This is a genomic window from Streptomyces sp. DT190 (assembly GCF_049846985.1).
In the GTDB taxonomy this organism is placed as follows: Bacteria; Actinomycetota; Actinomycetes; order Streptomycetales; family Streptomycetaceae; genus Streptomyces.
Map to the genome: position 1 here is coordinate 317,846 of NZ_JBNCNM010000002.1, position 25,724 is coordinate 343,569.

The 25,724-nt window shown below is 71.5% G+C and carries 25 protein-coding genes; 8 read left to right on the plus strand and 17 right to left on the minus strand.

The window, feature by feature from the left end; genetic code table 11:
* Positions 1 to 8: 8 nt before the first annotated feature.
* On the plus strand, positions 9 to 659 hold the full coding sequence (locus ACPXCS_RS04900; RefSeq protein WP_425944194.1) for a GntR family transcriptional regulator: 651 nt from the start codon (positions 9 to 11) through the stop codon (positions 657 to 659).
* Positions 656 to 1,951, plus strand: a complete 1,296-nt coding sequence (locus ACPXCS_RS04905; protein ID WP_425944192.1) for an MFS transporter — start codon at positions 656 to 658, stop codon at positions 1,949 to 1,951. The genes ACPXCS_RS04900 and ACPXCS_RS04905 overlap by 4 nt, the downstream gene beginning before the upstream one ends.
* A gap of 10 nt (positions 1,952 to 1,961) precedes the next feature.
* Here ACPXCS_RS04905 and ACPXCS_RS04910 read toward each other — a convergent pair whose 3' ends face one another.
* Together ACPXCS_RS04910 and ACPXCS_RS04915 are read right to left on the minus strand one after the other, a co-directional pair.
* A complete protein-coding gene (locus ACPXCS_RS04910; protein ID WP_425944190.1) occupies positions 1,962 to 2,699 on the minus strand; it encodes an SAM-dependent methyltransferase in 738 nt (245 codons plus the stop codon).
* 115 nt (positions 2,700 to 2,814) lie between these two features.
* Entirely contained in the window at positions 2,815 to 3,639 is an 825-nt protein-coding gene (locus ACPXCS_RS04915; RefSeq protein WP_425944188.1) for a maleylpyruvate isomerase family mycothiol-dependent enzyme, read from the minus strand.
* A gap of 181 nt (positions 3,640 to 3,820) precedes the next feature.
* Here ACPXCS_RS04915 and ACPXCS_RS04920 point away from each other — a divergent pair, with 181 nt between their 5' ends.
* Positions 3,821 to 4,618 (plus strand): carbon-nitrogen family hydrolase, encoded by a 798-nt coding sequence (locus ACPXCS_RS04920; RefSeq protein WP_425944186.1) that lies wholly within the window; start codon positions 3,821 to 3,823, stop codon positions 4,616 to 4,618.
* Between the two features lie 151 nt (positions 4,619 to 4,769).
* Here ACPXCS_RS04920 and ACPXCS_RS04925 read toward each other — a convergent pair whose 3' ends face one another.
* Both ACPXCS_RS04925 and ACPXCS_RS04930 read right to left on the minus strand, forming a co-directional pair.
* Complete coding sequence (locus ACPXCS_RS04925) at positions 4,770 to 5,261, minus strand: LURP-one-related/scramblase family protein (protein WP_425944184.1); 492 nt, start codon at positions 5,259 to 5,261, stop codon at positions 4,770 to 4,772.
* Positions 5,258 to 6,256: a helix-turn-helix domain-containing protein gene (locus ACPXCS_RS04930; RefSeq protein WP_425944182.1), complete on the minus strand. Its 999-nt coding sequence runs from the start codon at positions 6,254 to 6,256 to the stop codon at positions 5,258 to 5,260. Before ACPXCS_RS04930 ends, ACPXCS_RS04925 begins: the two co-directional genes overlap by 4 nt.
* Before the next feature lie 52 nt (positions 6,257 to 6,308).
* On the opposite strand from ACPXCS_RS04930, the gene ACPXCS_RS04935 reads away from it, so the two are divergent.
* Positions 6,309 to 6,701 carry a cupin domain-containing protein gene (locus ACPXCS_RS04935; RefSeq protein WP_425944180.1) on the plus strand — a complete coding sequence of 131 codons (393 nt, stop codon included), beginning with the start codon at positions 6,309 to 6,311 and terminating at the stop codon, positions 6,699 to 6,701.
* A 73-nt stretch (positions 6,702 to 6,774) separates the two neighbouring features.
* Here the strand turns inward: ACPXCS_RS04935 and ACPXCS_RS04940 are convergent, their stop codons facing one another.
* The 7 genes from ACPXCS_RS04940 to ACPXCS_RS04970 all read right to left on the minus strand — a co-directional run bounded on the left by ACPXCS_RS04940 (position 6,775) and on the right by ACPXCS_RS04970 (position 15,154).
* On the minus strand, positions 6,775 to 9,069 hold the full coding sequence (locus ACPXCS_RS04940; protein WP_425944178.1) for a hypothetical protein: 2,295 nt from the start codon (positions 9,067 to 9,069) through the stop codon (positions 6,775 to 6,777).
* Between the two features lie 158 nt (positions 9,070 to 9,227).
* Positions 9,228 to 10,022 (minus strand): hypothetical protein, encoded by a 795-nt coding sequence (locus tag ACPXCS_RS04945; protein WP_425944176.1) that lies wholly within the window; start codon positions 10,020 to 10,022, stop codon positions 9,228 to 9,230.
* A 185-nt stretch (positions 10,023 to 10,207) separates the two neighbouring features.
* Complete coding sequence (locus ACPXCS_RS04950) at positions 10,208 to 10,549, minus strand: hypothetical protein (protein WP_425944174.1); 342 nt, start codon at positions 10,547 to 10,549, stop codon at positions 10,208 to 10,210.
* Positions 10,550 to 10,644: 95 nt separating this feature from the next.
* On the minus strand, positions 10,645 to 10,896 hold the full coding sequence (locus ACPXCS_RS04955; RefSeq protein ID WP_425944172.1) for a DUF6458 family protein: 252 nt from the start codon (positions 10,894 to 10,896) through the stop codon (positions 10,645 to 10,647).
* Between the two features lie 88 nt (positions 10,897 to 10,984).
* Positions 10,985 to 12,283 (minus strand): M18 family aminopeptidase, encoded by a 1,299-nt coding sequence (locus ACPXCS_RS04960; RefSeq protein WP_425944170.1) that lies wholly within the window; start codon positions 12,281 to 12,283, stop codon positions 10,985 to 10,987.
* 74 nt (positions 12,284 to 12,357) lie between these two features.
* Complete coding sequence (locus tag ACPXCS_RS04965; RefSeq protein WP_425944168.1) at positions 12,358 to 14,184, minus strand: acyl-CoA dehydrogenase; 1,827 nt, start codon at positions 14,182 to 14,184, stop codon at positions 12,358 to 12,360.
* 151 nt (positions 14,185 to 14,335) lie between these two features.
* Positions 14,336 to 15,154 (minus strand): intradiol ring-cleavage dioxygenase, encoded by an 819-nt coding sequence (locus ACPXCS_RS04970; RefSeq protein ID WP_425944166.1) that lies wholly within the window; start codon positions 15,152 to 15,154, stop codon positions 14,336 to 14,338.
* A 133-nt stretch (positions 15,155 to 15,287) separates the two neighbouring features.
* Here ACPXCS_RS04970 and ACPXCS_RS04975 point away from each other — a divergent pair, with 133 nt between their 5' ends.
* Entirely contained in the window at positions 15,288 to 15,752 is a 465-nt protein-coding gene (locus tag ACPXCS_RS04975) for an SseB family protein (RefSeq protein ID WP_094057835.1), read from the plus strand.
* 85 nt (positions 15,753 to 15,837) lie between these two features.
* On the opposite strand, the gene ACPXCS_RS04980 is transcribed toward ACPXCS_RS04975, so the two are convergent.
* The gene (locus tag ACPXCS_RS04980) at positions 15,838 to 15,960 is read right to left on the minus strand and encodes a hypothetical protein (protein ID WP_425944164.1); all 123 of its coding nucleotides are present in this window, start codon (positions 15,958 to 15,960) and stop codon (positions 15,838 to 15,840) included.
* Between ACPXCS_RS04980 and ACPXCS_RS04985 the strand changes: the two genes are divergently transcribed.
* Both ACPXCS_RS04985 and ACPXCS_RS04990 read left to right on the plus strand, forming a co-directional pair.
* Positions 15,959 to 16,324, plus strand: a complete 366-nt coding sequence (locus tag ACPXCS_RS04985) for a hypothetical protein (protein WP_425944163.1) — start codon at positions 15,959 to 15,961, stop codon at positions 16,322 to 16,324. The two genes, ACPXCS_RS04980 and ACPXCS_RS04985, sit on opposite strands and share 2 nt — an antisense overlap.
* 170 nt (positions 16,325 to 16,494) lie before the next feature.
* Positions 16,495 to 17,472, plus strand: coding sequence for a pirin family protein (locus ACPXCS_RS04990; protein ID WP_425944161.1), 978 nt, complete (start codon positions 16,495 to 16,497; stop codon positions 17,470 to 17,472).
* 7 nt (positions 17,473 to 17,479) lie between these two features.
* Here the strand turns inward: ACPXCS_RS04990 and ACPXCS_RS04995 are convergent, their stop codons facing one another.
* Together ACPXCS_RS04995 and ACPXCS_RS05000 are read right to left on the minus strand one after the other, a co-directional pair.
* Positions 17,480 to 18,250 carry a hypothetical protein gene (locus ACPXCS_RS04995; protein WP_425944159.1) on the minus strand — a complete coding sequence of 257 codons (771 nt, stop codon included), beginning with the start codon at positions 18,248 to 18,250 and terminating at the stop codon, positions 17,480 to 17,482.
* A gap of 133 nt (positions 18,251 to 18,383) precedes the next feature.
* Complete coding sequence (locus ACPXCS_RS05000; RefSeq protein WP_425944157.1) at positions 18,384 to 20,522, minus strand: ATP-binding SpoIIE family protein phosphatase; 2,139 nt, start codon at positions 20,520 to 20,522, stop codon at positions 18,384 to 18,386.
* A 167-nt stretch (positions 20,523 to 20,689) separates the two neighbouring features.
* Here ACPXCS_RS05000 and aspS point away from each other — a divergent pair, with 167 nt between their 5' ends.
* Positions 20,690 to 22,453, plus strand: a complete 1,764-nt coding sequence (gene aspS, locus ACPXCS_RS05005) for an aspartate--tRNA ligase (protein ID WP_425944155.1) — start codon at positions 20,690 to 20,692, stop codon at positions 22,451 to 22,453.
* 69 nt (positions 22,454 to 22,522) lie between these two features.
* Here the strand turns inward: aspS and ACPXCS_RS05010 are convergent, their stop codons facing one another.
* The 3 genes from ACPXCS_RS05010 to metG form a co-directional block, all read right to left on the minus strand.
* The gene (locus tag ACPXCS_RS05010) at positions 22,523 to 23,437 is read right to left on the minus strand and encodes a hypothetical protein (RefSeq protein WP_425944153.1); all 915 of its coding nucleotides are present in this window, start codon (positions 23,435 to 23,437) and stop codon (positions 22,523 to 22,525) included.
* A gap of 96 nt (positions 23,438 to 23,533) precedes the next feature.
* Entirely contained in the window at positions 23,534 to 23,899 is a 366-nt protein-coding gene (locus ACPXCS_RS05015) for a PH domain-containing protein (protein WP_031118097.1), read from the minus strand.
* A gap of 126 nt (positions 23,900 to 24,025) precedes the next feature.
* A complete protein-coding gene (metG, locus tag ACPXCS_RS05020; RefSeq protein WP_425944151.1) occupies positions 24,026 to 25,642 on the minus strand; it encodes a methionine--tRNA ligase in 1,617 nt (538 codons plus the stop codon).
* Positions 25,643 to 25,724 lie beyond the last annotated feature (82 nt).

Genomic DNA, 25,724 nt, shown 5'->3' on the forward strand with positions numbered 1-25,724 from the left:
CTGTCCGCATGACCCTGGCCGTGAAGCAACCCCCCGCCGCCGACCGCGTCTACACCCACGTCAAACAGGGCGTCCTGGAGCGCCGTTACGAGGGCGGGACCCTCCTCACGGAGGGCGAGCTGGCCGAGGCCGTCGGGGTGTCGCGGACCCCGGTGCGCGAGGCGCTGCTCCGGCTTCAGGCCGAGGGGCTGATCCGGCTCTACCCCAAGAAGGGCGCCCTGGTGCTGCCCGTCTCCGCGCAGGAGATCGCCGACGTCGTCGAGACCCGGCTGCTCGTCGAGGAGCACGCGGCGCGCAAGGCCGTGCCCGCTCCCGCCGGGCTCATCGAGCGCCTGGAGGAACTGCTGGCCCGGCAGAAGAAGCAGGCCGCCGCCGGAGACCTCGCGGGAGCCGCCGTCACCGACCGCTGCTTCCACGCCGAGATCGTCCGCAGCGGCGGCAACGAGATCCTCTCGCGCCTCTACGACCAGCTGCGCGACCGTCAGCTGCGCATGGGCGTGGCCGTGATGCACTCCCACCCCGACCGCATCGCCAAGACCCTCGCCGAGCACGAGGAGATCCTCGGCGCGCTGCGCGCGGGCGACGCCGAGGCGGCCGTCGGACTGGTCCACCGGCACGTCGGCTGGTTCTCCCACCTGGCCCGCGGGGAGGTCCGATGAGCTCCACGACGCTGCCGGGCGACCCCCCGGGCGGCCGGCGTGCCCTGGCCGTGTGGGGCGTCGGTGTCTCGGTCTACTTCGTCGCGGTCATCTTCCGCACGTCCCTGGGCGTGGCCGGCCTCGACGCCGCCGACCGCTTCCACGTCAACGCCTCGGCGCTGTCCACCTTCTCCATCCTCCAACTGCTGGTCTACGCGGGCATGCAGATACCCGTCGGCCTGCTCGTCGACCGGCTCGGCACCAAGAAGGTGCTCGCCCTCGGCGCCGTGCTGTTCACGGCCGGACAGCTGGGCTTCGCGTTCTCCCCGACGTACGGCACGGCGCTGGCCTCCCGGGCGCTGCTCGGCTGCGGTGACGCGCTGACCTTCATCAGCGTGCTGCGGCTGGGCACCCGGTGGTTCCCGGCCCGGCGCGGGCCGCTCGTCGCCCAGTTCGCGGGTCTGGTGGGCATGGCGGGCAACCTGGTCTCCACGCTCGTCCTGGCCCGGCTGCTGCACGGCATCGGCTGGACGCCCGCCTTCGCGGGCAGCGCCGCCGCCGGGGCCGTGGTGTTCGTGCTGGTCCTGCTGTTCCTCAAGGACCACCCGGAGGGCCACGAACCGGAGCCGGTGGCGCACCGGGGCGCGGGCTACGTACGGCGCCAGATCGCGGCCTCCTGGCGGGAGCCCGGGACACGGCTGGGCCTGTGGGTGCACTTCACGACCCAGTTCCCGGCGATGGTGTTCCTGCTGCTGTGGGGCCTGCCGTTCCTGGTCGAGGCGCAGGGCCTGTCCCGGGCGACGGCCGGTGAACTGCTCACCCTGGTGGTGCTGTCCAACATGGTCGTCGGCCTGGTCTACGGGCAGATCGTCGCCCGGCACCACGGGGCCCGGCTGCCGCTCGCGCTCGGCACGGTCGGCACGACGGCCGCCCTGTGGGCGGCGACGCTGCTCTACCCCGCGCCGCACGCCCCCATGTGGCTGCTGATCGTGCTGTGCGCGGTGCTCGGGGCGTGCGGGCCCGCCTCGATGATCGGCTTCGACTTCGCCCGCCCGGCGAACCCGCCCGAGCGGCAGGGCACCGCCTCCGGCATCACCAACATGGGCGGCTTCGTGGCCTCGATGACCACGCTGTTCGCGATCGGCGTGCTGCTGGACGCCACCGGCGACGACTACACCGTGGCGTTCTCGGCCGTCTTCGTGCTGCAGGCGCTCGGCGTCACGCAGATCCTGCGGCTGCGCAGGCGGGCGGCGCGGCGGGAGCGCGAGCGGCTGGTGGCCAGCCGGGTCACGACGGTGCACGTCCCGGCGTAGGGCGAGGGGCCTACGCCGGCACCAGCGTGAGGTAGGCCAGCCCCAGGACGCCGCGGTAGGTCAGCCACGCGGCGCGGTGCCGGTCGGCGCGCTCCCGGGTCCGGTCGGCCAGGGGGTGGCCGGGGTGCCCGGCGAGCCACACCTCGGTGTCCGCGAGGTACGCCGACTCGAACTCCTCCCACTCGTCGAGGCTCGCCGTCTCCGTCCACTCCGGCCGGAACCCCGCCCGGACCGCCAGGTCGACCAGGCCCGGCAGTTCGGGGTGGTCGGTGACGGCGGCGCCCGGCCACATCCGGGACAGCTCGGCAGCGGTCGGGGTGCGCTGCCAGAAGCCCTCACCCAGCAGGACGCGGCCGCGGCCGGTGACCAGGCGGCGGAGTTCGGCGAGCGCCCCGGGGAGGTCGCCGGCGAGGGCCTGGCTCGCGCCGACGCACAGGACGAGATCGGCGGGGCCGTGGGCCGTGCCGGTGGCGGACTCCTCCAGGAAACGGACCCGGGGCGTCAGTCCGCGGGCCTCGGCGGCCCGGCGGCCGCGGGCCAGGTCCTCGGCGTCGAGGTCGATGCCCGTGCCGGTCGCCTCCGGGGCGGCGGCCAGGACGCGCAGCATGAGTTCGCCCCAGCCGCAGCCGATGTCCAGGACGGTCGCCGGGGAGGTGCCGGCGAGGCGCCGTACGAGGGCGTCCGCGCGGGCCTCGGACAGGGGGCCGTGGAAGGTGAGGCGGCCGGAGCGGCGGGGTGGTTCGGTCATGGGAGGGGACGGTACGGCCGGGGGCGGGGCCGCGGCACCCGGTTTACGGGGGACACCCGGCCCTCACCCGTGCCGCCCTCGGCGGCACGAGGCCCGCTGCCGGGAGCCCGGTGCCCTACTGCGTCACCGTGAAGTTGCGCAGGATCGCCGCCGTCAGGTCCGGGTCGCCCTCGGTCTTCAGGCGGTCGGCGACCGCCTCCGGCGTCACACGGCCGCAGGCCAGGCGGACGTAGGTCTCCCAGTCGAGGGTGAGCGTGGCGGCCGGGCCCAGCGCCGGGGCCGTCTCCAGCGTGCCGCGGCCCTGGATGTCGACGCGGATCGTGCGCAGGAACTCGACGGGGCCGTGCACGTCGAAGACGATCGCCGAGCTGCGCGGCGCCTGCGCGTCCTCCGCCACCACGCGGGGCAGTTCGCCGAGCAGCACGTCACGGGTGATGTGCGCGCCGGGGGAGTCGAGGTTGCCGGGCCGGCCGAGGGCCGTGCGCAGGTCCTGCTCGTGCACCCACACGGCGAAGGCGTGCCGGCGCATGGACTCCTCCAGGGTGAGCTCGGCCCCGAGCGGCCCCCGCACCTTCGTGCCCGGGTCACGCGAGTCGTTGCGCAGCTGGCGGTTGCGGCGGATGATCACGTACTCCAGCTCGGAGGTCATCTCCGGCGCGGTGTGGTGCCGGCGGACGTCGACCTGCATCTCCATGTACCGCTGGTGGTCGTTGGTGACGTGGAAGAGGTCGCGCGGCAGCGTGTGGATGGGCCGCGGGTCGCCGAGCATCTCGCAGTCGAGGCCGATGACATGGGACACCACGTCCCGCACCGACCACCCGGGGCACGGCGTACGCCGGTTCCATTCGGCCTCCGCGAGCGGCTGGACCAGCTCGGATATCGCTTCGATGGAGTGGGTCCAGGCGTCGGCGTAGGGCTGGAGGGTGGGATGCAGACTCACGGAACGGGACCCCTCGGCGGTCGGTGCACGGGCAGGTGGTGGCGGCTTTGCCAGTGGGAGGTGGCGGCTGTCGGTGGGTGTCTTGCGAGCTAAGTTACGCTGCTGTGGGGCACCCCGGCAGTGCTTTCGTGTGACGATCGTAGGCCCGTGTGGACGGCTCGAATGCCAGGACGGTGGTAGTGTGCGCGCCTCTGTGATCCAGATCGCCGTAGACGAGGGCGAATCGGTCGAATCGCGCCGCCGGCGAGTGGCCTCGATGGTCCGGGACCAGGCCGGGGCCGACCTCGTCGTCCTGCCGGAGCTGTGGACCACGGGCGCTTTCGCCTACGACGCGTTCGGCTCGGAGGCCGAGCCGCTCGAAGGACCCACGTACGAGGCGATGGCCAAGGCCGCGAGCGACGCGGGCGTCTGGCTGCACGCCGGCTCCGTCCCCGAGCGGGACCCGGACGGCCCCCTGTACAACACCTCGCTCGTCTTCTCGCCCTCCGGCGACCTGGCCGCCGCCTACCGCAAGATCCACCGGTTCGGCTTCGACAAGGGCGAGGCCGTGCTGATGGGCGCGGGCGGCGAGCTGGTGACGGTGCGTCTGCCCGCCACGACCCTGGGCCTGGCCACCTGTTACGACCTGCGTTTCCCCGAACTCTTCCGCGGGCTCGTCGACGCCGGTGCCGAGACGCTCGTGGTGTCGGCGGGCTGGCCGGAGCGCCGCCGGTCCCACTGGACGCTGCTGGCCCGGGCGCGGGCCGTGGAGAACCAGTCGTTCGTCCTGGCCTGCGCGACGGCCGGGACGCACGCCGGGGTCCCCCAGTCCGGTCACTCGGTCGTGGTCGACCCCTGGGGCGAGGTGCTGGCCGAGGCGGGCGCCGGCGAGGAGGTCCTCACGGTGGAGTTCGACCCGGGCAAGGTCGCCACGACCCGGGAGCAGTTCCCGGCGCTGAAGGACCGGATGCTGGGACTCCGGCCGCCGCGCAGGCCCTGACCGGTCCCGCCCGATCCCGGCGCCCGATCCCGGCGCCCGATCCCCGCGGTCGGTCCTCGGCGCGGTCGGTCCTCGGCGCGCGCTCGGTACTCCGCCCGCTCGGTCCTCGGCGCGCGCTCGGTACTCCGCCCGCTCGGTCCTCCGCGCGCCCTCAGTCCTCCCGTTCCTTCTCCGCCAGGTGGATCACGCACACCGCCACCGCGATCAGCAGCGCCGGGTCCGCGTCCTCACGGACGACGTCCACGCCGTAGGTGTCCCGCACGGTCAGCCACCGCCGGGAGACGACCGCGAGCAGCTCGCCGTCGTACTCGACCGCGAACTCCCGGTCCATGATCTTGCCGCTGACGTCCAGCTCGCTGCCGTCGGCCAGGGACACCCGGTAGTGGTTGCGCAGCAGGGACAGCCGTTTGCGGCGGATGGTCGCCAGCGGCTCCCCGGCCCGCTGGAGCACCATCGTGTCGCGCAGGGCGAGCATCTTCTGGTGGATGTCGACGAGGACGCGCCCTTGGGCGTCCTTCAGCTCCCAGGTGTCGCGCACCCGCAGGGCCTTGCCGTCGACGAGGAACACCTTGGAGCCGTGCTCGTCCTCGATCCAGTAGTCGTCACCGAAGCCGAGGAGCCGGTCGTACACGAGGAATCTCATGGGACCAGGGCTTCCCCGCCGCCGCTGCCGAAACGCCGGCGATAGGCCGACGGGCTGAGCCCGGTCGCCCGCCGCAGCCGCCGGCGCAGGTTGGCGGCCGTCCCGAGTCCGCTCCGGGCGGCCACCGCGTCCAGCCGCTCCTCGCCCCGCTCGATCAGCCGGCAGGCCAGCGCCACCCGCTCCTGGGTCAGCCACGCCAGCGGCGTCGTCCCGAGCTGGGCGCGGAAGCGGCGGTGCAGCGTGGCGGGGCTGACCCGCGCGTGTGCGGCCAGGTCCGGAACCGTCAGCGGCTCGCCCAGCCGTTCCTGCGCCCACTCCAGCAGCGGCGCCAGGGACTCGTCGCGCACCTCGGGCACCGGCCGCTCCACGAACTGCCGCTGCCCGCCGTCCCGGTGCGCGGCGAACACCAGCCGGCGCGAGACGTGATTGGCGATCTCCGCCCCGTGGTCGCGGCGCCAGACGTACAGCCCGAGGTCGAGCGCGGCCGCGCTGCCCGCCGCGGTGAGGACGTCACCCTCGTCGACGAAGAGGACGTCCGGCTCCAGCAGCACCCCCGGGTGCAGCCGGCGGAAGGAGTCCGCCCAGCGCCAGTGCGTCGTCGCCCGCCGCCCGTCCAGCAGCCCCGCCTCGGCGAGCGCGAAGGTGCCGGTGCAGAAGCTCACCACCCGGGTGCCCCGCGCGTGGGCGCGCCGGATGGCGTCCAGGACGGCCGGGACCCGGGGCACCACGTTGTCCGGCCGGCCCGGCACCACCAGCGTGTCCGCCGCGTCCACGGTGTCCAGGCCCGCGACGCCGGTCAGGGTGAAGAAGCCGTGGTTCATCCGGATCCGCGCGGCGGGCCCGCACAGCGCCACCTCGTACAGCGGTCCCGGCAGCCCCAGTTCGGGCCGCGGCAGCCCGAACAGCTCGGTGGCCACGCCCACCTCGAAGGGGTTGGTGCCCTCGTCCACGATCACGGCGACCCGGTGCGGACGCTGCGAGGATCCTTGCGACATGTGCGATTCCTAGCACTCGTGCCCGGCCCGCGGTACCCCGCAGGATCGGCGCATGACCCAGCAACCCGTCTCCCTCGCCCACGCCCTGGCCTCCTTCGCCGAGCAGTGGAGCCCCCGCATCGTCACCGCCGTCAACGACTACGACGTCCGGGTCGCCAAGGTCGAGGGCGAGCACCTCTGGCACGTCCACGACCACACCGACGAGTTCTTCCTGGTCCTCGACGGCGAACTCCACATCGGCCTGCGCGAACCGGCCGGCGAGCGCACGGTCGTCCTGCCCACGGGCAGCGTCTTCACCGTCCCGCGCGGCACCGAGCACAAGCCGTACGCGCCCGTCCCGACCGCGATCCTGATGTTCGAGCCGACCGGCACCCTCACCGTCGGCGACCGCCACGACGAGGTACCGGACCACGTGGACGCCACGACGGGTCACGCGCTGGGCTGAGGTCCGCCGCGGTCGGTCGCCGGCCTCGGTGCTCCACGCGACGGCGCGGGTACGGGACTCAGCGCCTCCGCGCTCACACCCCCGCCTCCTCCAGGACCTCCTCGTCCTCCGGTGCCGTCTCCTCCCGGGCGACCTTGCGGCGCAGGTTCTCCACGTCCGTCTGCAGGCCGATGAGCAGCGTGTGGAGCTCGTCCAGGACGCTCACCGGGACGATGGGGGTGTGGCCGCCGACCTCCGGTTCGAGCAGGAGCAGCCGGTCGAGCGCGTCCCGGGCGCCCGTGACGCTGTGCCGCAGGACCTGCCGGTGCTCGGCGGCCCGCTGACTGGCGGGCCGGGACGCCGCCTGCGGCCCGCTCCCGTCCGGGGGCGGGGTGCCCGCGCCGTCGCGGCCGGTCTCGCCCGCCGGCTCCCCGTCGGCTCCGCCGGCCTCCGGCGCCGGGCCGGTCACCGGGCCCGACGGGTGCGGGACCAGGAGCGTCTTCGGCGGGTGCGCCTTGGCGGCGCGCTCCGGGTTCGAGGCCCAGACCACGTCCCACTGGTGCAGCGTCACCGGCACCCCGTCGGCGTCCCGCGCGATCCTGTCGGGATCGTCCAGGTCGACCTTGAAGTGCACGTACGGCGTGCCGGGCTCGCCCTCCGTCTTCTGCTTGTGGATGAGCTGGCGCATCGTCACGGCGTTCTCCGGCAGGGCGTCGCTGCGGAACCGGTTCGCGGCCAGCGCGAGGGTCCACAGCCCCAGCTCGTTGTGCCGCTGGGACAGGTCCTCGACGACCTGGTTGACGTCGGCGCGGAACGGGACGCCGCCCTTCTCCTTGGCCGCCATGAGGGCCGAACCGACGTTGCGGGTCAGCAGCTTGTCGGCGATCAGCGCCACGCCCCCGGCCACGGCCAGGGTGCAGCGGGCGTCGACGTCACCGTCCAGGGCGGGCCGCACCAGGCTCGTGAAGTCGTCCGTGGGGCGGGGCTCCCACTCCTGGATGACGTCGGAGGTGAGGACACCGCCGTTGTTCCAGGCATTGCGGGCCTGGGTCGTGACGTGCTTCTTGTACGAGCGCCAGGGCAGGTCGATCAGCGGCCCGAGCAGTTCCGCGAACCCCTTCAGGCCCATCCGCTTGCCGCCCTTGATGGCCTTGGCCTGGTCCTTCAGGGGCTCCAGCAGCTCCGGCCGGGTCAGCGCGTGCACCAGGTAGACGCTGCGCCACAGGGCGGTGCCGGGCGGCTCGGACCCCGCGTCGCCGGCGAACACCCTCGGCAGCTCCTCCACGGGGATGCGGCCGACGGCCAGGCCGTAGACGATCTGCAGGTCGTCCTTGGGAACCAGGGAGTCGCCGAGCTGGATGACGCGTTTGAGGGCGCGCGTGGCGACCTCGACGTTCTGGGCGGCCGTGTCCCACTGCTTGAACTCGACGTGCACCGAGGCCAGTACGGAGCGGATGGCGTCGTCGAAGATGTCCTCGGCGGCCAGCAGGTGCCCGGGGTGCCCTTCCGCGCCGACGGCGATCTGCGCCGGGAGCACAAAGGTCTGGGCGATCTGCGCGGTCCGCGTCCCGGGCTGCTCCTCCGCGATGCCCCGCGCGAACTCCTCGCGCAGGCTCCGGCGCCACTTCTCCCGGCCCGCGGCGAGGCGCGGTCCGAGCGGGCCACCGCCCTGCGCGGCGGGGTTCTTGCCGAACAGGGAGTCGACCGCGAGCCCGGCCGTCTCCGCCGCGTCCGCGTCCGGCCCGGCGAGGACGGACCAGGCGCTCGCGAGCCGGGTGATGCCGTCCCGCACGACCAGGGCGTGGAAGGACTCGGTGCCGTCCTCGAAGGTGATCTCGACGGGGTGCGTGATGAGGTTCCGGGTGACCTTGCGGGCCAGGATGGAGGGCGCGTAGCTGTTGAGCGACAGCGTGCCGTGGACGGTCTGCCAGACGTGGTTCCGCAGGTGGTCGAGGTCCTGGTAGCGGTAGCGCACGATCGCGCAGGGGCGGTCGGCGTCCGTGAGCCCCTGGACCTGGGGGTCCGGGATCTCCATGACCTCCATCCCGGTGCGCGGCTGGATGCCGGGCAGCACCTCGCTGAGGTGGACCCGGGTGACGACCGAGTGCAGGGTCGCGCCGTCGACGTTCTCCACCATCAGCAGCCCGGCGGGTTCGGCGGCGGTGGGCCGCAGTTGCACGGCGACGCCGTCGGGGCTGGTCGTGGCACGGGCGACGGCCTGCCAGGCGGCCTCCGGCAGCAGGGTCACCGGGTTGGCCCGGCCCGCCTCGACGACCTTCGCGAGGTCCGCGTCCGCGGTGGCGACCGGCAGCTCGGGCTCGACGTTGGACACGAGGACGGCTTCGGAACCCCACTGCACGGTGAAGGAGCGGGGGGAGGGAACGGGCATGAGGGAGTCCTCCAGAGTACGAAACGGAAACAAGACATGAAATCGGGCGTGGGAACCCGGAGCGCGGCCTTGCGGCCGTCCGGTCCGGTGGTGCGGGGCACGCTGACGCGGGGCCCAGGAGCCGGGCCGGTGACGTCGCGCAGCGGTACCGGTTCGCCTCAGATACGAAGCGGCGGCAGGGCGTCCGGGAGGAGGTCCGGGAGCCACTCCCACAGGAACCGGCGGTTGTGGAAACGGGCGTGGTGCTGGTAGGCGCAGTAGGCGACGAACTCGGCGGCCTCCAGCAGGCCGCCCGCCGCGGCCGGGGCGTACGGCGGGCCCTGGACCAGCTCCGGGGCGGCCGGGGCGTACGGCGGGCCCTGGACCAGCTCCGGGGCGGCCGGGGCCGGGTGCGGGGTGAGGTCGTACCAGTGGGCGGCCGCCGTGTGGGTGCGGACGACCGCCAGCGCGGCGGTGCCGCCGTCCGCGCGGTGCCGGGACGACAGCCCTGCCAGGAGGGCCTCGGTCGTCGCGGCGGCACTCGCCCCCGCTCCGAGGGCGGTCCCGGCCGTGGTCCCGGGCAGCCGGGCGACGACCTCCAGGCCGCGCCGCAGGACGTGCCGGTAGCCCCACTGCTCGGCCCGGCTCGGGCCGCGCCGGGCCGAGGTGAGGCGCGGTCTGCCCTGCCCGGCCGCGAGTTTCCGGGCGCGAAGCGTGTCACCGCGTCTGATGTTCAGCGCGGGGTCCGCGTAGAGCTCCTCGTGGAACCCGTCCCAGGCGCAGACCGCGCTCTTGGACTCCAGGGCCTCGTACGAAAGTTGGAGCCACCCGGCGACGGCCAGGTCCGGGCCGCCGGACAGGGCGGCGACGTAAACGCTCCGGGGTGGATTGTTCGCGTTCGCGAAATAAGAGGGTATGTGATCGGTCCCGCCGCCGGCGGCGGGGACGGCGGGGTGCTTCTCGGAAGCGCTCAAGGCTCAACTCCGTTGCCCGGCAAGGGATGTCAGGGAGCCTCCGCTGCAACGGCGGTGCTCGCGCGTTGCAGGCGCCTCGCTTCGCGCACTGAAAAAACTACTGGCCCGAAGGGGCCTCACCAACTCGATTCGGGCACCCGGTCACACCTGGATCCCTACCGGTCGGAAACGATCCGATCAGGGCATCAGGAGGCCAACTGGGCACGCGCTTCGGTGTAGTTGTCGAAGAGCCGGGGCAGCGGGCTCTGGCCGAGCTTGTCGAGGGCGGCGAGCGTCGAGCCGACGGCCACCGTCTGGCCGAGGGCGCTGTCCTTCTCGATCACGAACACGAACGCGTTCTCGGACGTCGGCAGGCGCCGGGGCAGCGTGATGAGCCCGAGCTTGTCGAGTTCCCTGGAGATGCCCTCGCACAGCTCGGCGCTCAGCCGCTGCCGTTCCGGCGCCGCGTACTTCTTGATGAAGCGCATGGAGAGCCGCTTGATGCCGTGATCCACCTCTACGGCGTGCGCGATAACGGTGAAGTCCATAACTCGGCACACTACTGAGTTAGTTGCCGAGATAAGGGGGTGTTTCCCCGAAAGCCTTCCCGGACCGGCGGTCCGGGGCGCGGACCTCGCCGGTCCTACACCCCGTACCCGCCGTTGTAGCCGTCGCGGCGCTGGTGGGCGGCCGGGTCGTCGACGACGCCCGCGGCCGGTGGCACCATGACGCGCCTGCGCCGGTAGATGCTGCTGAAGACCGTGACGCCAATCAGTCCGACGATCATGAAAATGACTCCGACCAGGTCGAGGTTGACCCCCTCCATGTCCCAGTCGGTCGCGAACGTGAGGATGGCTCCCACGGCGATGAGGATGATGCATCCGCCGAGGCCCATGTGTGTCGCCTCCCTGTACGGTCCGGCCGTTCCGGTCCCGGAACACCGGGTACCCCCGGGGCGAACACCCATGCGGAAGCGGGGCGTTCTACCTCTCCAGGAACGCCGTCAGCGCGTTCGCCAGCAGGAACGGGTCGTCCGCGCCGCACAGTTCGCGGACGCTGTGCATCGACAGGATGGCCACGCCGATGTCGACCGTCCGGATGCCGTGCCGGGCGGCGGTGATCGGGCCGATCGTGGTGCCGCAGGGCATGGAGTTGTTGGAGACGAACGACTGGAACGGCACGTCGGCCGCCTCGCAGGCCGCCGTGAACTCCGCGCGGCCCGAACCGTCCGTGGCGTAGCGGTTGTTGACGTTCACCTTGAGGATCGGGCCGCCGTTGACCCGCGGGTGGTGCGTCGGGTCGTGCCGCTCCGCGTAGTTGGGGTGGACGGCGTGGCCCGTGTCGGAGGACAGGCAGACCGTGCCGGCGAAGGCGCGGGCCCGGTCCTCGTAGGAGCCGCCGCGTGCGAAGACCGAGCGCTCCAGCACGTTGCCCAGCAGCGGCCCGTCCGCGCCCGTGTCCGACTGGGAGCCGTTCTCCTCGTGGTCGAAGGCGGCCAGGACCGGGATGGAGGCGGGCTTCGACGACGCGGTGGCGACGGCGGCGAGCGCGGCCGTGCCGGCGTGCACCGACAGCAGGTTGTCCATGCGCGGCCCGGCCAGCAGTTCGCGGTCGCGCCCCAGGTAGGCGGGCGGTTCCACCGAGTGGGTCATGAGGTCCCAGCCGGTGACCTCGCCCGCCGGGATGCCGGCCGTCTCCTCCAGGAAGGCGATCAGGTCGCCGTCGCGGACGTCGCGGCCGAGGCCCCACACCGGCTGCATGTGCCGCTGCTTGTCGAGCTTGAGGCCGTCGGCCGTCACGGAGCGGTCCAGGTGGATGGCGAGCTGCGGGACGCGCAGCAGCGGCCGGTCCACGTTCACCAGGCGCGTGGAGCCGTCGCGCAGGGTCAGCCGGCCGGCGATGCCGAGGTCGCGGTCGAGCCAGGAGTTGAGCAGCGGTCCGCCGTAGATCTCCACGGCCACCTGGCGCCAGCCGTGCGCCCCGGTGTCGGGGAGCGGCTTGACGCGCAGGTTGGGGGAGTCGGTGTGGGCGCCGACGATGCGGAACGGCGTGTGCGGCGCGGCGCCCTCCGGCACGTACCAGGCGACGATCGCCCCGCCGCGCAGCACGTACTTGCCGCCGCTCGTGCCGTCCCAGGCGTCCGTCTCGGCGACCTGCCGGAAGCCGGCCTTCTCCAGCCGCTCGGCGGCGTTCGCCACGGCGTGGTAGGGCGACGGGCTCGTCGCCAGGAAGGTCATGAGGTCGTCGGTGTGGCCGCGGTCGAAGCGCGCTGGGTTGGTCATGCCTTCACCTTAACGACGGACGAGGGCCTGCTCCCCGGGCTGGGGAACAGGCCCTCGAACCGAGGACGTGAGGATCAGAACGCGGCCTCGTCCAGCTCCATCAGGTCCAGCTCGACGCCCTCGGCGACCTTGCGGGCCAGGGTGACGCCCGGCAGGACGTTGGCGGCGAAGAACTTCGCGGCGGCGATCTTGCCGGTGTAGAAGGCCTTGTCCTTGGCGGAGGCGGTCTGAAGCTTCTCGGCGGCGATCGCGGCGCCCTTGAGCAGCAGGTAGCCGACGACGACGTCACCGGAGGCCATCAGCAGGCGGGTGGTGTTGAGCCCCACCTTGTAGATGTTCTTGACGTCCTGCTCGGTGGCCGCGAGGTCGGTCAGCATCAGGCCGACGATCGCCTCCAGCTCCACGGTCGCCTTGGCCAGGTGCTCGCGGGCGCCCGCCAGCTCCTCGCCGCCGGTGCCGAGCGCCAGGAACTTCTTGATGTCCTCGGCGAGGGAGTTCAGCGCGGCGCCCTGGTTGCGGACGATCTTCCGGAAGAAGAAGTCCTGGCCCTGGATGGCCGTGGTGCCCTCGTAGAGGGTGTCGATCTTGGAGTCCCGGATGTACTGCTCGATCGGGTACTCCTGCAGGAAGCCGGAGCCGCCGAAGGTCTGCAGCGACTGGGCGAGCTGCTCGTAGCCCTTCTCCGAGCCGTAGCCCTTGACGATCGGCAGGAGCAGGTCGTTCAGCGCGTGCTCGGTGGTGGCGTCCTCACCGGCGGCCTCCTTGATCTGGATCGCGTCCTGGATCGAGGCGGTGTACATCACCAGGGCGCGCATGCCCTCCGCGTACGCCTTCTGCGTGATCAGCGCGCGGCGCACGTCCGGGTGGTGCGTGATGGTGACCTTGGGCGCGGTCTTGTCCATGAAGTTCGCCAGGTCCGGACCCTGGACGCGCTCCTTGGCGTACTCCAGCGCGTTCAGGTAGCCGGTCGACAGGGTCGAGATGGCCTTCGTGCCGACCATCATGCGGGCGAACTCGATGATCCGGAACATCTGGCGGATGCCGTCGTGCTTGTCGCCGATCAGCCAGCCCTTGGCGGGGTGCTGGTCACCGAAGGTCATCTCGCAGGTGTTGGAGGCCTTCAGGCCCATCTTGTGCTCGACGTTGGTGGCGTAGACGCCGTTGCGCTCGCCCAGCTCGCCGGTCTCGAAGTCGAAGAGGTACTTCGGGACGAGGAAGAGGGACAGGCCCTTGGTGCCGGGGCCGGCGCCCTCGGGGCGGGCCAGCACGTAGTGGAGGATGTTCTCCGACATGTCGTGCTCACCGGAGGTGATGAAGCGCTTCACGCCCTCGATGTGCCAGGAGCCGTCCTCCTGCTGCACGGCCTTGGTGCGGCCGGCGCCCACGTCGGAGCCCGCGTCGGGCTCGGTGAGCACCATCGTGGAGCCCCACTGCTTCTCCGTGGCGACCTTCGCTATGTGCTTCTGGACCTCGTTGCCCTCCTCGAAGAGGATGCCGGCGAAGGCCGGGCCCGAGGAGTACATCCACACGGCCGGGTTGGCGCCCAGGATCAGCTCGGCGTAGGCCCAGATGAGGGAGCGGGGCGCGGTGGTGCCGCCGATCTCCTCGGGCAGGCCGAGGCGCCAGTACTCGGAGTCCATGAAGGCCTGGTAGCTCTTCTTGAAGGACGCGGGGACCGGCGCGGTGTTGGTCTCCGGGTCGAAGACCGGCGGGTTGCGGTCGGCGTCGGCGAAGGACTCCGCCAGCTCGTTCTCGGAGAGGCGGGTCAGCTCCTCCAGGATGCTCTTCGCGGTCTCGACGTCCATCTCCTCGAACGGGCCGCTGCCGTAGACCTTGTCGCGCCCGAGTACTTCGAAGAGGTTGAACTCGATGTCGCGGAGATTCGACTTGTAGTGCCCCATGGCGACGGCTCCCGGCTCCGTAGAGAGATCGGCGAGGCACTGGATCCTCGCGCTAGTTCACGTACCAACAAGTAGCTACACATGATGCTACCCGTCGGTAATAAGAGGCAACCCCGATCCGGTCATCTGTGACGCGTGGCTCATACGTGGCTCATACCGGCACGGTGAGGGCCGCCGTGAAGCCCTCGTCCACGCTGCCCGTGACCGTCGCGAGCTGCCGGTCGTGGCCGTCGCCGAAGACGCCGTCCGTCCGGATCGACAGACCGCTCAGGTTCGTCACGCTCCGCTCGTAGCCCTCCGTCGCGTACACCGCCTCGCAGACGTCCTTCGGGAACGCCAGCTGGGAGGTGTTCGTGACCGAGGTGGCCGCGGTGGCGTCGGCCAGGCTGCCGTAGACCTCGAAGTGGAGGTGCGGCCAGCGGCCCTGGTAGCAGCCGGGGAAGATGCTGGTGAAGGTGGCCCGGCCGGTCGCGTCGGTCTCCTGCACGCCCCGCAGGTAGTTCTCCTCCGTGACGCCCTCCGAGTACAGGGAGTAGTCGCCGGCCCGGTCGCAGTGCCAGACGTAGACGGCCGCGCCCCGCTTCGGGGTGCCGCAGCCGGAGGCGGCGTCCACCACCGTGAGGGTGACAGTCAGCGGCACCCCCTCGGCGGTGCCGCCCGCGGAGTCGCCGAAGCTGCGGGTGATGTCGCTGCGGACGACGCCGCTCTCCTTCAGCACGTTCACCCCGTTCGAGCCGTCCCCGGGGAACGGCCCGGCCGTCTCCTGGGGGATCTCCGCGCACGCCGACGCGGAGTCCGGGGCCGCCTCGGGGACCGGCGCCGAGGGCTTCCCGTCCGCGGTGCAGCCCGCCAGCGGGACCAGGCCCACTCCCGCCATCAGCCGGATCATCCGGCGGCGGGCGAGCACGGGCAGGTCGTAAGTCAGGCCCCGGTCGTGCTCGTGCGGGCCCTCGTCATGGCGTGCGTCCATGACCCGACGCTACGAGCGGTGGCCCCGCCGATCCACGGGCCCGCGGCTGTCGAGTCGCTGTCGGTTTCCCCGGACCGCGTACCGGAGCGCATACCGGCCCGCCCGCCCGGCCGCTCTCGGTACGCTTGCGCCCATGTACGGCTACGACCAGACAGCGGGCCCGCAAGCGCAGTACGCCCCTCCGCAGCAGCCGATGTCCGGCGGGTACGGGCAGCAGCCGCCGCTGTACCCCGAGCCGTCCCCGCCCTCCCTCGCGGACGCGGTGCGCGCGTTCACGACGGGGCAGATGGCCGCCGAGGACTTCCAGCAGGTCTTCGCCACGTCGAAGGTGTACTGCCCGCGCGGCGACAACCCCGGCTTCCTGGCCCTGCACAACACGCAGCAGCCGGTGATCCCGATGTTCAGCACGCTCAAGGAGCTGCGCCGGTACGCGGGCAAGGAGTCCAAGTACTTCGTGATCACCGGTGCCGAGGTGCTGGACCTGCTGCCCACCGGCTACGGCTTCGTCCTCGACATGGAGGGCGAGCACCGCATGGTGTTCGACGCGAAGGCCGTGGAGCAGATGGTCGAGTTCGCGATGCGCCGGATGTACGGCTAGAGGCCCTTGCATCGCGGACGGCCGGACGCCTTGCTTCGCGGACGGCTGGACGCCGTGGCTCCGGGGACGGCCGGGGACTGAGCCCTCACTTCGGCAGCGGCAGAGCCAGGCCGTCCAGGACGACGTCGAGGCCGTGGGCGAACTTGTCGTCGAAGGCGCCGTGGCAGAAGCCGGACCCGCCGGGCGCGGCGCTGTCGGCGGTGGGCATGACGGCCCTGGTCTGGTGGATCATCGAGATCCCGCAGCACGGCGCCTTCGCGGGCCGTTCCCTCCTGGTCCTGGCCGGTCCCGGCCGTCGCGCTGGGGTCCTGGGCCTGGGTGCCCCTCTGGCGATGCCGGCCGGCGCTCCGGGGCACGCCAGGGAGTCCATCGCCGGGGCGCTCGCCGTCGGCGGCGGGGACGCGGGCCTGGTGCGGACGGGCCGGGAGGCCTTCACCGCCTCGATGTCGACGACCTTCACCATCAGCGCGATCGGGGTCCTGGCCGCCGCGGTCGTCGCCGTGCTGGTGGTGCGGGACCGTGCGGCGGAGCCGGCCGGGGCCGGCGGCGGGGAGCCCGAACCGGCCGCCTGACCCGGGGGGACGCGGGCCGGTGTCCCGGGGCGGGACGCCGGCCCTCCGCCGTGCCGGAACGTCCGCGATAGCGTCCGCCTCTCGTGGGAATGCCCTCCCGGTTTTCTCTGTTGGGGGTGGCAGAAAGTTCAACGCTCAACTAAACTGGGCGTACACGAGGAGGAACCGACATGCCTGCTGTGACCGTCGAGAACCCGCTGACCCTGCCGCGCGTGACCGCCCCCGCCGACGCCGTGGCACGTCCCGTGCTCGCCGTCACGACCGCCCCGAGCGGTTTCGAGGGCGAGGGTTTCCCGGTGCGCCGGGCGTTCGCGGGGATCAACTACCGCCACCTCGACCCGTTCATCATGATGGACCAGATGGGTGAGGTGGAGTACGCGCCGGGCGAGCCCAAGGGCACCCCCTGGCACCCGCACCGCGGCTTCGAGACCGTCACGTACATCATCGACGGGATCTTCGACCACCAGGACTCCAACGGCGGTGGCGGCACCATCACCAACGGCGACACCCAGTGGATGACCGCCGGCTCGGGCCTGCTGCACATCGAGGCCCCACCGGAGCATCTGGTGATGTCCGGCGGGCTCTTCCACGGCCTGCAGCTGTGGGTGAACCTCCCGGCCAAGGACAAGATGATGGCCCCGCGCTACCAGGACATCCGCGGCGGTTCGGTCCAGCTGCTCACCAGCCCCGACGGCGGCGCGCTCCTGCGGGTCATCGCCGGTGAGCTGGACGGGCACCAGGGCCCGGGCATCACGCACACGCCGATCACGATGATCCACGCCACGCTGGCACCGGGTGCGGAGCTGACCCTGCCCTGGCGCGAGGACTTCAACGGCCTGGCGTACGTGCTGGCCGGCCGCGGCAGCGTCGGCACCGACCGCCGCCCGGTGCACTCGGGCCAGACCGCCGTCTTCGGCGCGGGCTCCTCGCTGACCGTCCGCGCGGACGAGAAGCAGGACTCCCGCACGCCGGACCTGGAGGTCGTCCTGCTCGGCGGGCAACCGATCCGTGAGCCGATGGCCCACTACGGCCCGTTCGTGATGAACACCAAGGACGAGCTCATGCAGGCCTTCGAGGACTTCCAGAAGGGCCGCCTGGGCACGGTGCCGGCCGTGCACGGCATGAGCGAGAGCGGCCCGCAGGGCTGACGGGGCGTCACTGGGCCTCGGGGTTCTCCCAGGTGGTGACGTCCATGGTGACGGACGACAGGCCGTTGTCGTCCGTCTGCCAGCCGAGGACGGTGAGGGAGGCCACCCGGTTCTCGTCGGTGAGCACGCAGGCGGTGAGCCCCTTGCCGATGTTCTTCCGGTCGATGGTGAAACCGAAGTCGGTGGCGGCGGCGCAGCTCTGAGGCGTCGCCGCCCCTTCGACGGTGGCGATGTCACCCCTGTCACCGCCGATGGTCCAGCCGTTGCCGCCGGTCGGCGTGGTGTAGGTGATGTCGGAGAACCCCTTGCTGAAGTCCAGGTCCGTGCCGGACCCGGACCTCAGTACCACCTTGCGGTGCTCCCGCACCTTCGCGGCCGCGGCGTCGGCGTCGGCCGCGGCGTCGGCGTCGGCCGCGGCGTCGGCGTCGGCCGCCGGGGCAGCGGCGCCCGGCTGGGAGGCGGCCGGAGCGGGTGACGGCGTGCCGCCCGTGGCCGCGGCCGTCGTGCCCGGGTCCGAGGGCGCGGACGAACCGGTCGTCACGCTCGTGCCCGCCCCGGCCTCCGCGCCGCCCTGGGCGCCCCGACCGTCGAGCCACAGATAGCCGACCACGCCCACCATGGCCACCACGGTGACGGCCACCATGGCGGTGGCGGGACCCTTGTACGACAGGCGTCCCAGCTTGACCTGCGCGGAGGGGTCGCGTCGGCCGCCGCCCTCGTACGACACCGAGAAGGAGGACCTCTTGCCCCGGTCCTCCCGGGATGCGGACGTGCCCATGCGAATTCCTTGCCTGCGGTCGGAGTGCGGCCAGGGGACTTATCGTGCAGGCGGTGTGAAGGGCGTCGCCGTCACTCACCCGGCGGTCACACGAAAGGGTGTATGGGCTTCACGGAGTTGACGGATGGGTCCGTCAAGGCGACCAGGAGCCGTCCCCCGAGCCGTTCACGGACTCGTGCAGCTCGAACCAGATGCTCTTGCCCTCGCCGCGCGGGTCCACCCCCCAGGCGTGCGCGAGCAGTTCGATCAGGACCAGGCCGCGGCCCGAGGACGCCAGCTCCCCGGGCCTGCGCTTGTGGGGCAGGTCGTCGCCCGCGTCGGTGACCTCGATCCGCAGCCGCCGCTCCCCCACCTCACCGGTGACCTCGGTGACGAGCAGCGCGTCGGAGTCGGTGTGCACGAGGACGTTCGTCAGCAGCTCGGACACCAGCAGCACCGCCGAGTCGACCTGGTCCGGGGAGGCCCAGTCGTGCAGCAGCTCCCGCTGCTGCTGCCGGGCCACCGCGATCCGCTCGGGCTCGGCCTGCGCGACCGTCAGCACCGAGCGCCGCACCGGCGGCGCCGCCGTCATGGTGTCGCCGCAGCCGCAGCCCTCGTCGTCCCGGCCCAGCAGCAGCATCGCGATGTCGTCCTCGCGGCGGTCCGCGAACGGGCCGGTGGTGTGGTGCGAGGACGGCCCGTGCACGGCCTGCACCAGGGTGTCGGCGAGCTCCTCCAGATCGCCCTTGTGCTCCTCCAGGATCGCCCGCAGCCGCCGCCAGCCCGTGTCCAGGTCGTGGCCGCCGGTCTCGATCAGGCCGTCCGTGCAGATCAGCATGGTCTCGCCGGGCTCCAGCGCGAGCCGGGTCGTGGGGTAGTCGGCGTCCGGGTCGATGCCCAGCGGCAGACCGCCCGAGGTCGGCCGGGTCAGCACCGTGCCGTCGGCCATCCGGATCGCCGGGTCCGGATGCCCCGCGCGAGCGATGTCCAGCAGCCCCGACGCCGGATCGACCTCCACGTAGACGCAGGTGGCGAAACGCGGATCGGTGGGGTCCTCGTCGCTGATGCCGTGCAGGAAGCGGGAGGCGCGGGAGAGCACCGCGTCCGGGCGGTGGCCCTCGGAGGCGTAGGCCCGCAGGGCGATCCGCAGCTGGCCCATCAGCCCCGCCGCCCGCACGTCATGCCCCTGGACGTCCCCGATGACCAGCGCGAACCGCCCGCTGGGCAGCGGGATCACGTCGTACCAGTCGCCGCCGACCTGGAGTCCGCCGCCGGTGGGGACGTAGCGGGCGGCGACGCTCATGCCCGGGATGCGCTGCGGGCCGAGCCTCGGCAGCATCGTGCGCTGCAGCCCGTCGGTCAGGGCCCGCTCGCTCTCGGCCACGCCCGCCCGGGTCAGTGCCTGCGCCAGCATCCGCGCCACCGTCGCCAGCACGGACCGCTCGTCCGGGGTGAACGCGACCGGGTAGGTGAACGCCGCCATCCAGGCGCCCATCGTGCGGCCGGCCACGGTCAGCGGCAGGAACGCCCAGGACCGGCGGCCGAACCGCTCGGCCAGGGGCCAGGTCAGCGGGTAGCGGGCCTTGTACTGCTCGGCCGAGGACAGATACACGGCCCGGCCGGTGCGCACCACCTCGGCGGCCGGGTAGTCGGTGTCCAGCGGCATGTCCGAGAAGGGACTCTCGGTGCCCCGCTGCTGCCCGTGGTGGCCGATGACCGTCAGCCGGTCGCCTTCCACGCCGAACACCGCCAGTCCGTCCGGGGAGAACCCGGGCATCGACAGGTTCGCCGTGACCCGCAGGACCTCCTGCGTGGAGCGGGCCTCGGCCAGGGCCCGGCCGGCGTCCAGCAGGAACGCCTCCCGCGAACGCCGCCAGTCCCCGGTGACCGCGCTGCGCCCGGCCGGGGTGCCCGGCGTGGGCTCGGTGACCTCCTGCAACGTGCCGATCAGCAGATACGCCTTGCGCGCCCGGTCGAAGGTCGGCTTGGAACGGCTGCGGACGACCCGGACGACCCGGCCCTGCTCGTCCATGATCCGGATCCGCACCTCCGCGAGGGTCCCCTCGGCGACGGCCAGCTGGACCACGCCGGTGATCTCGTTCCAGTCGACCGGGTGCAGCCGGGCCCGGACCTGGGGCTCCGTGAGACTGACCTGTTCGGCGGGCAGCCCGAGCAGCCGTGCCGCCTCGGCGTCGACCGTGACCAGCCCGGTGGCGGTGTCCCAGTGCCACAGGCCGGTCGCGAGGGCGGCGAGAACCTCCCCCACGGCGGGCAGGGGCTCGCCAGTGCGCATTGCCCTACTTTAAGAAGACGCCCTCGCACACTGCCACCGAGAGCGGAAGCACGCTCGATCGCCACCCGCGGAGAACCAGGGAGAGCCGATCTTCGCCTGCCCGGTACGCTGGGGACCAGTTTCACGTGAAACACAGACCCCGATCAGCGAAGACTGGATGAACGACGATGCATCGGTACAGGTCCCACACCTGCGGCGAGCTCCGCTCCTCTGACGTCGGCACCGACGTCCGGCTGAGTGGCTGGCTGCACAATCGGCGCGACCTGGGCGGCATCCTCTTCATCGATCTGCGCGATCACTACGGCATCACACAGCTCGTGGCCCGTCCGGGCACGCCCGCCTACGAGGCTCTCGACAAGCTCTCCAAGGAGTCGACGGTCCGCGTCGACGGCACGGTCGTCTCCCGCGGTGCCGAGAACGTCAACCCCGACCTGCCGACCGGTGAGGTCGAGGTCGAGGTCGGCGAGGTCGAGCTGCTCGGCGCGGCCGCCCCGCTGCCGTTCACGATCAACGCCGAGGACGGCGTCAACGAGGAGCGGCGCCTGGAGTACCGCTTCCTCGACCTGCGCCGCGAGCGCATGCACCGCAACATCATGCTGCGCACGGCGGTCATCTCCGCCATCCGTCACAAGATGACGGCTCTCGGCTTCAACGAGATGGCGACGCCGATCCTGTCCGCGACCTCCCCCGAGGGCGCCCGCGACTTCGTCGTCCCCTCCCGTCTGCACCCGGGCAAGTTCTACGCCCTCCCGCAGGCGCCCCAGCAGTTCAAGCAGCTGCTGATGATCTCCGGCTTCGACCGTTACTTCCAGATCGCGCCCTGCTTCCGCGACGAGGACGCGCGCGCCGACCGCTCGCCGGGCGAGTTCTACCAGCTCGACATCGAGATGAGCTTCGTCGAGCAGGAGGACGTCTTCCAGCCCGTCGAGAAGCTGATGACCGAGCTCTTCGAGGAGTTCGGCGGCGACCGTCACGTCACCTCGCCGTTCCCGCGGATCCCGTTCCGCGAGGCGATGCTGAAGTACGGCTCCGACAAGCCCGACCTGCGCGCCCAGCTCGAACTCGTCGACATCACCGACATCTTCGAGGGCTCGGAGTTCAAGGCCTTCGCGGGCAAGCACGTGCGCGCCCTGCCGGTGCCGGACGTCTCGGGCCAGCCCCGCAAGTTCTTCGACCAGCTCGGCGACTACGCCGTCTCGCAGGGCGCCAAGGGCCTGGCCTGGGTCCGCGTCGGTGAGGACGGCTCGCTGTCCGGCCCGATCGCGAAGTTCCTCACCGAGGACAACGTCGCGGAGCTCACCAAGCGGCTCTCCCTGGCCGCCGGCCACGCGGTCTTCTTCGGCGCGGGCGAGTTCGACGAGGTGTCCAAGATCATGGGCGCGGTCCGGGTCGAGGCCGCCAAGTGCGCCGGTCACTTCGAGGAGGGCGTCTTCCGGTTCTGCTGGATCGTCGACTTCCCGATGTACGAGAAGGACGAGGAGACCGGCGCGATCGACTTCTCGCACAACCCGTTCTCCATGCCGCAGGGCGGCCTCGAGGCACTGGAGACCCAGGACCCGCTGGACATCCTGGGCTGGCAGTACGACATCGTCTGCAACGGCGTCGAGCTGTCCTCCGGCGCGATCCGGAACCACGAGCCGGAGATCATGCTCAAGGCCTTCGAGATCGCCGGGTACGACCGGGAGACCGTCGAGGAGAAGTTCGCGGGCATGCTGCGCGCCTTCCGCTTCGGCGCCCCGCCGCACGGCGGCATCGCCCCCGGCGTCGACCGCATCGTCATGCTGCTCGCCGACGAGCCGAACATCCGCGAGACCATCGCCTTCCCGCTCAACGGCAACGCCCAGGACCTGATGATGGGCGCGCCGACGGAGCTGGAGGAGACCCGGCTGAAGGAACTGCACCTGACGGTGCGCAAGCCGCAGCCGAAGTAGGGCGCACCGTGTGAGTGGCCCGGAACCGACACCGGTTCCGGGGCACTGCCGTGTCCAGCCCCGAGCGCGTCACTCCTCGGAGAAGATCTCCTGCGCGGTCGCGACGGTCAGGGACCGGTCGAACCATCGGGTGAGGGTGTCGAGGTCGGTTTCGGAGACGATGCGTTCGCGCGCGTCGGGGGTGAGGGCAACACCACGCTTCTCGAGCACACGGAGAATGGACTCAACTGTGCCTTCGGCTTTCCCTTCGGCTTTGCCCTCGGCCACCCCTTCGGCTTTGCCTTCGAGGTAGGTCTGCTCGAAGAGGGTTCCCCTGCCCGGGAAGTAAGTGGCGACCATTTTCTCCAGCTCTCTCCAGGTTTCCCGGACCGGAGTGTTCTCCAGTCCGACTTCGAGCCACTCGCACCAGTACTTCGCTGTGGCCTCGTCGAACGACCGCATTCCGCGGGCCAGCATGTCCAGTATGGCGGGGGCGTTCTCGCTTTCGCTGTGCACGATGGCCGAGAAGGTGGCCATCGCCGGCGCCCGGGCGACCAGGGATTCGTCGGTGATCTCCGGGACGTTGTCCGGACCGAGGACGAACGGCCGCGTGGCCTGGGACGTCCACGTACCGACGCGGCACTCGAAGGGCCCGGCCGCCCAGGCCGCCGTCGGCCGGTTCCTGCACACCGCGACGAGCAGCACCGGCAGCCCGAACTTGGCATGCAGGTACGCCACGTAGTACGCCCAGCTGAGCCCCTTGCCGCGCACCTTGCCGGTCTGGGCCTCGATGGCGAGGAGAAAGCCGTCGCCGTCCGACGGCTCGACTCTCAGCACCGTGTCCACCCGGCGTTCCAAGGGCTTGATCTCCGTGGCGTCGGGTGTCAGCGCCTCGATCGTCGCCTTCGCGGGCGGGGGGAGTCCCAGCGCCTCGAAGACAGGAAAGAGAACCTCCGGATGGTCCTGGAAGATCCGGTGCGAGGTCTCATGAGTGGATGTGACCATGCGGGCAAAGTAGGACTGTCGAACGCGGTGATACGGGCCGACAGAGGTGCGTTCACCCTTTCGAGGGCGGCAAAAACGTTCCCCTCGTGCGGAGGGCTACCGCGCCACGAACTGGGTCAGGATGGCCTGGACCTCGTAGATGTCGACGCCCTTGGTGAAGGTCTTCTGCAGGGGCGTGGGGGTGCCGGAGATCCAGATCTTGAGTTCCGCGTCCAGGTCGAAGGTGCCCGCCGTCTCCACCGCGAAGTGGGTGATGCTGCGGTAGGGGACCGAGTGGTACTCGACCTTCTTGCCGGTGATGCCCTGCTTGTCGATCAGGATCAGGCGGCGGTCGGTGAAGAGGATCGTGTCGCGGATCAGCAGGAACGCGGCGTGGACCTGTTCGCCGTGGCCGAGCAGGCGGGCGTAGTCCTGCTGGGCGGAGGCGGGGTCGACGGTGTGGGCGTTGCCGAACAGTGCCATGGGTTGGTCCCCCCGTGTGTGGGGGCGGCCCGGTGGCCGCCCTCACGCGATCTTCGCAAAGCGACGGGCCCGGGAGAAGGTTCTCGTCCTCCCGGGCCCGTCGCTGTAGCGAGCGTGTTACGGCTGTTACGCCGTCGGCTTCTCCTCCAGGCGCGGGAAGAGCACCGCGCCCTTGGTGACCGTCGTGCCGGCCGGGAGCCTGCCCCAGTCGCCGGCCTCCTGGATTCGCTGGTCGGCGAGGGCGCCGAGGGAGGCCTCCGCGCCGAGGGAGTCCCACAGCTTCTGGGACGTCTCCGGCATGACCGGGTTGAGGAGGACCGCGACGGCGCGCAGGGACTCCGCGGCCGTGTAGAGGATCGTCGCCAGGCGGGCCCTGCCCTCGTCGGAGGTGTCCTTGGCGACCTTCCAGGGCTCCTGCTCGGTGATGTAGCCGTTGACCTGCTTGACGAAGTCGAAGACCGCCAGGATGCCGCCCTGGAAGTCCAGCTCCTCGCCGATCCGCCGGTCGGCCTCGGTGACCGCCTTGGCCAGGCCCTGGTGGATCGCCCGCTCCGCCTCGCCGTCGGCCGCCGACGCCGGCAGCTCCCCGCCGAAGTACTTGCCGACCATCGCTGCGACGCGGGACGCCAGGTTGCCGTAGTCGTTCGCCAGCTCGCTGGTGTACCGGGCGGAGAAGTCCTCCCAGGAGAAGGAGCCGTCCTGGCCGAAGGCGATCGCGCGCAGGAAGTACCAGCGGTAGGCGTCCACGCCGAAGTGCGAGGTCAGGTCCTGCGGCTTGATGCCGGTCAGGTTCGACTTCGACATCTTCTCGCCGCCGACCATCAGCCAGCCGTTGGCCGCGATCCTGCCGGGCAGGGGCAGCCCCTGCGCCATCAGCATCGCGGGCCAGATCACCGCGTGGAAGCGGAGGATGTCCTTGCCGACCAGGTGGACGTCGGCCGGGAAGGTCTCCTCGAACTTCGCCTGGTTCTCGTTGTAACCGACCGCCGTGGCGTAGTTCAGCAGGGCGTCGACCCACACGTAGATCACGTGCTTGTCGTCCCAGGGGATCGGGATGCCCCAGTCGAAGGTCGAGCGCGAGATGGAGAGGTCCTGCAGGCCCTGGCGCACGAAGTTCACGACCTCGTTGCGCGCGGACTCGGGCTGGATGAAGCCGGGGTTCGCCTCGTAGTGGGCGAGGAGCTTCTCGCCGTACTCGCTCAGCTTGAAGAAGTAGTTCTCCTCGCTGAGGATCTCGACCGGCTTCTTGTGGATCGGGCACAGCTTCTGGCCCGCGTAGTCGCCCTCGCCGTCGAGGAGCTCGCCGGGGAGCTTGTACTCCTCGCAGCCGACGCAGTACGGGCCCTCGTAGCCGCCCTTGTAGATCTCGCCCTTGTCGTACAGGTCCTGGACGAACTCCTGGACGCGGTCGGTGTGCCGCTTCTGGGTGGTGCGGATGAAGTCGTCGTTGGCGATCTCCAGGTGCTCCCAGAGAGGCTCCCACGCTTCGGTGACGAGTTTGTCGGCCCACGCCTGGGGGGTGACCCCGTTGGTCTCGGCCGTGCGCATGATCTTCTGACCGTGCTCGTCCGTGCCGGTGAGGTACCACACCTTCTCGCCGCGCTGACGGTGCCAGCGGGTGAGCACGTCGCCTGCGACGGTCGTATAGGCGTGGCCCAGGTGAGGAGCGTCGTTGACGTAGTAGATGGGGGTCGAGACGTAGTACGCCTTCGCCCCCTGCTTCTCGGATCCAGTGGCCGCCATGGTCGAAATCCTACTGGGCCGCTGAAGATCGACTCACACGCGTTTCGGGGGGTGGACGGCAGGTGGTGCCTGCCGTCCACCC

Coding starts and splice junctions, on each gene's coding strand:
- ACPXCS_RS04900 (WP_425944194.1), top strand. CDS start 9: ATGACCCTGGCCGTGAAGCAACCCCCCGCCGCCGACCGCGTCTACACC.
- ACPXCS_RS04905 (WP_425944192.1), top strand. CDS start 656: ATGAGCTCCACGACGCTGCCGGGCGACCCCCCGGGCGGCCGGCGTGCC.
- ACPXCS_RS04910 (WP_425944190.1), bottom strand. CDS start 2,699: ATGACCGAACCACCCCGCCGCTCCGGCCGCCTCACCTTCCACGGCCCC.
- ACPXCS_RS04925 (WP_425944184.1), bottom strand. CDS start 5,261: ATGAGATTCCTCGTGTACGACCGGCTCCTCGGCTTCGGTGACGACTAC.
- ACPXCS_RS04930 (WP_425944182.1), bottom strand. CDS start 6,256: ATGTCGCAAGGATCCTCGCAGCGTCCGCACCGGGTCGCCGTGATCGTG.
- ACPXCS_RS04935 (WP_425944180.1), top strand. CDS start 6,309: ATGACCCAGCAACCCGTCTCCCTCGCCCACGCCCTGGCCTCCTTCGCC.
- ACPXCS_RS04940 (WP_425944178.1), bottom strand. CDS start 9,069: ATGCCCGTTCCCTCCCCCCGCTCCTTCACCGTGCAGTGGGGTTCCGAA.
- ACPXCS_RS04950 (WP_425944174.1), bottom strand. CDS start 10,549: ATGGACTTCACCGTTATCGCGCACGCCGTAGAGGTGGATCACGGCATC.
- ACPXCS_RS04955 (WP_425944172.1), bottom strand. CDS start 10,896: ATGGGCCTCGGCGGATGCATCATCCTCATCGCCGTGGGAGCCATCCTC.
- ACPXCS_RS04960 (WP_425944170.1), bottom strand. CDS start 12,283: ATGACCAACCCAGCGCGCTTCGACCGCGGCCACACCGACGACCTCATG.
- ACPXCS_RS04965 (WP_425944168.1), bottom strand. CDS start 14,184: ATGGGGCACTACAAGTCGAATCTCCGCGACATCGAGTTCAACCTCTTC.
- ACPXCS_RS04970 (WP_425944166.1), bottom strand. CDS start 15,154: ATGGACGCACGCCATGACGAGGGCCCGCACGAGCACGACCGGGGCCTG.
- ACPXCS_RS04975 (WP_094057835.1), top strand. CDS start 15,288: ATGTACGGCTACGACCAGACAGCGGGCCCGCAAGCGCAGTACGCCCCT.
- ACPXCS_RS04985 (WP_425944163.1), top strand. CDS start 15,959: ATGACGGCCCTGGTCTGGTGGATCATCGAGATCCCGCAGCACGGCGCC.
- ACPXCS_RS04980 (WP_425944164.1), bottom strand. CDS start 15,960: ATGCCCACCGCCGACAGCGCCGCGCCCGGCGGGTCCGGCTTCTGCCAC.
- ACPXCS_RS04990 (WP_425944161.1), top strand. CDS start 16,495: ATGCCTGCTGTGACCGTCGAGAACCCGCTGACCCTGCCGCGCGTGACC.
- ACPXCS_RS04995 (WP_425944159.1), bottom strand. CDS start 18,250: ATGGGCACGTCCGCATCCCGGGAGGACCGGGGCAAGAGGTCCTCCTTC.
- ACPXCS_RS05000 (WP_425944157.1), bottom strand. CDS start 20,522: ATGCGCACTGGCGAGCCCCTGCCCGCCGTGGGGGAGGTTCTCGCCGCC.
- aspS (WP_425944155.1), top strand. CDS start 20,690: ATGCATCGGTACAGGTCCCACACCTGCGGCGAGCTCCGCTCCTCTGAC.
- ACPXCS_RS05010 (WP_425944153.1), bottom strand. CDS start 23,437: ATGGTCACATCCACTCATGAGACCTCGCACCGGATCTTCCAGGACCAT.
- ACPXCS_RS05015 (WP_031118097.1), bottom strand. CDS start 23,899: ATGGCACTGTTCGGCAACGCCCACACCGTCGACCCCGCCTCCGCCCAG.
- metG (WP_425944151.1), bottom strand. CDS start 25,642: ATGGCGGCCACTGGATCCGAGAAGCAGGGGGCGAAGGCGTACTACGTC.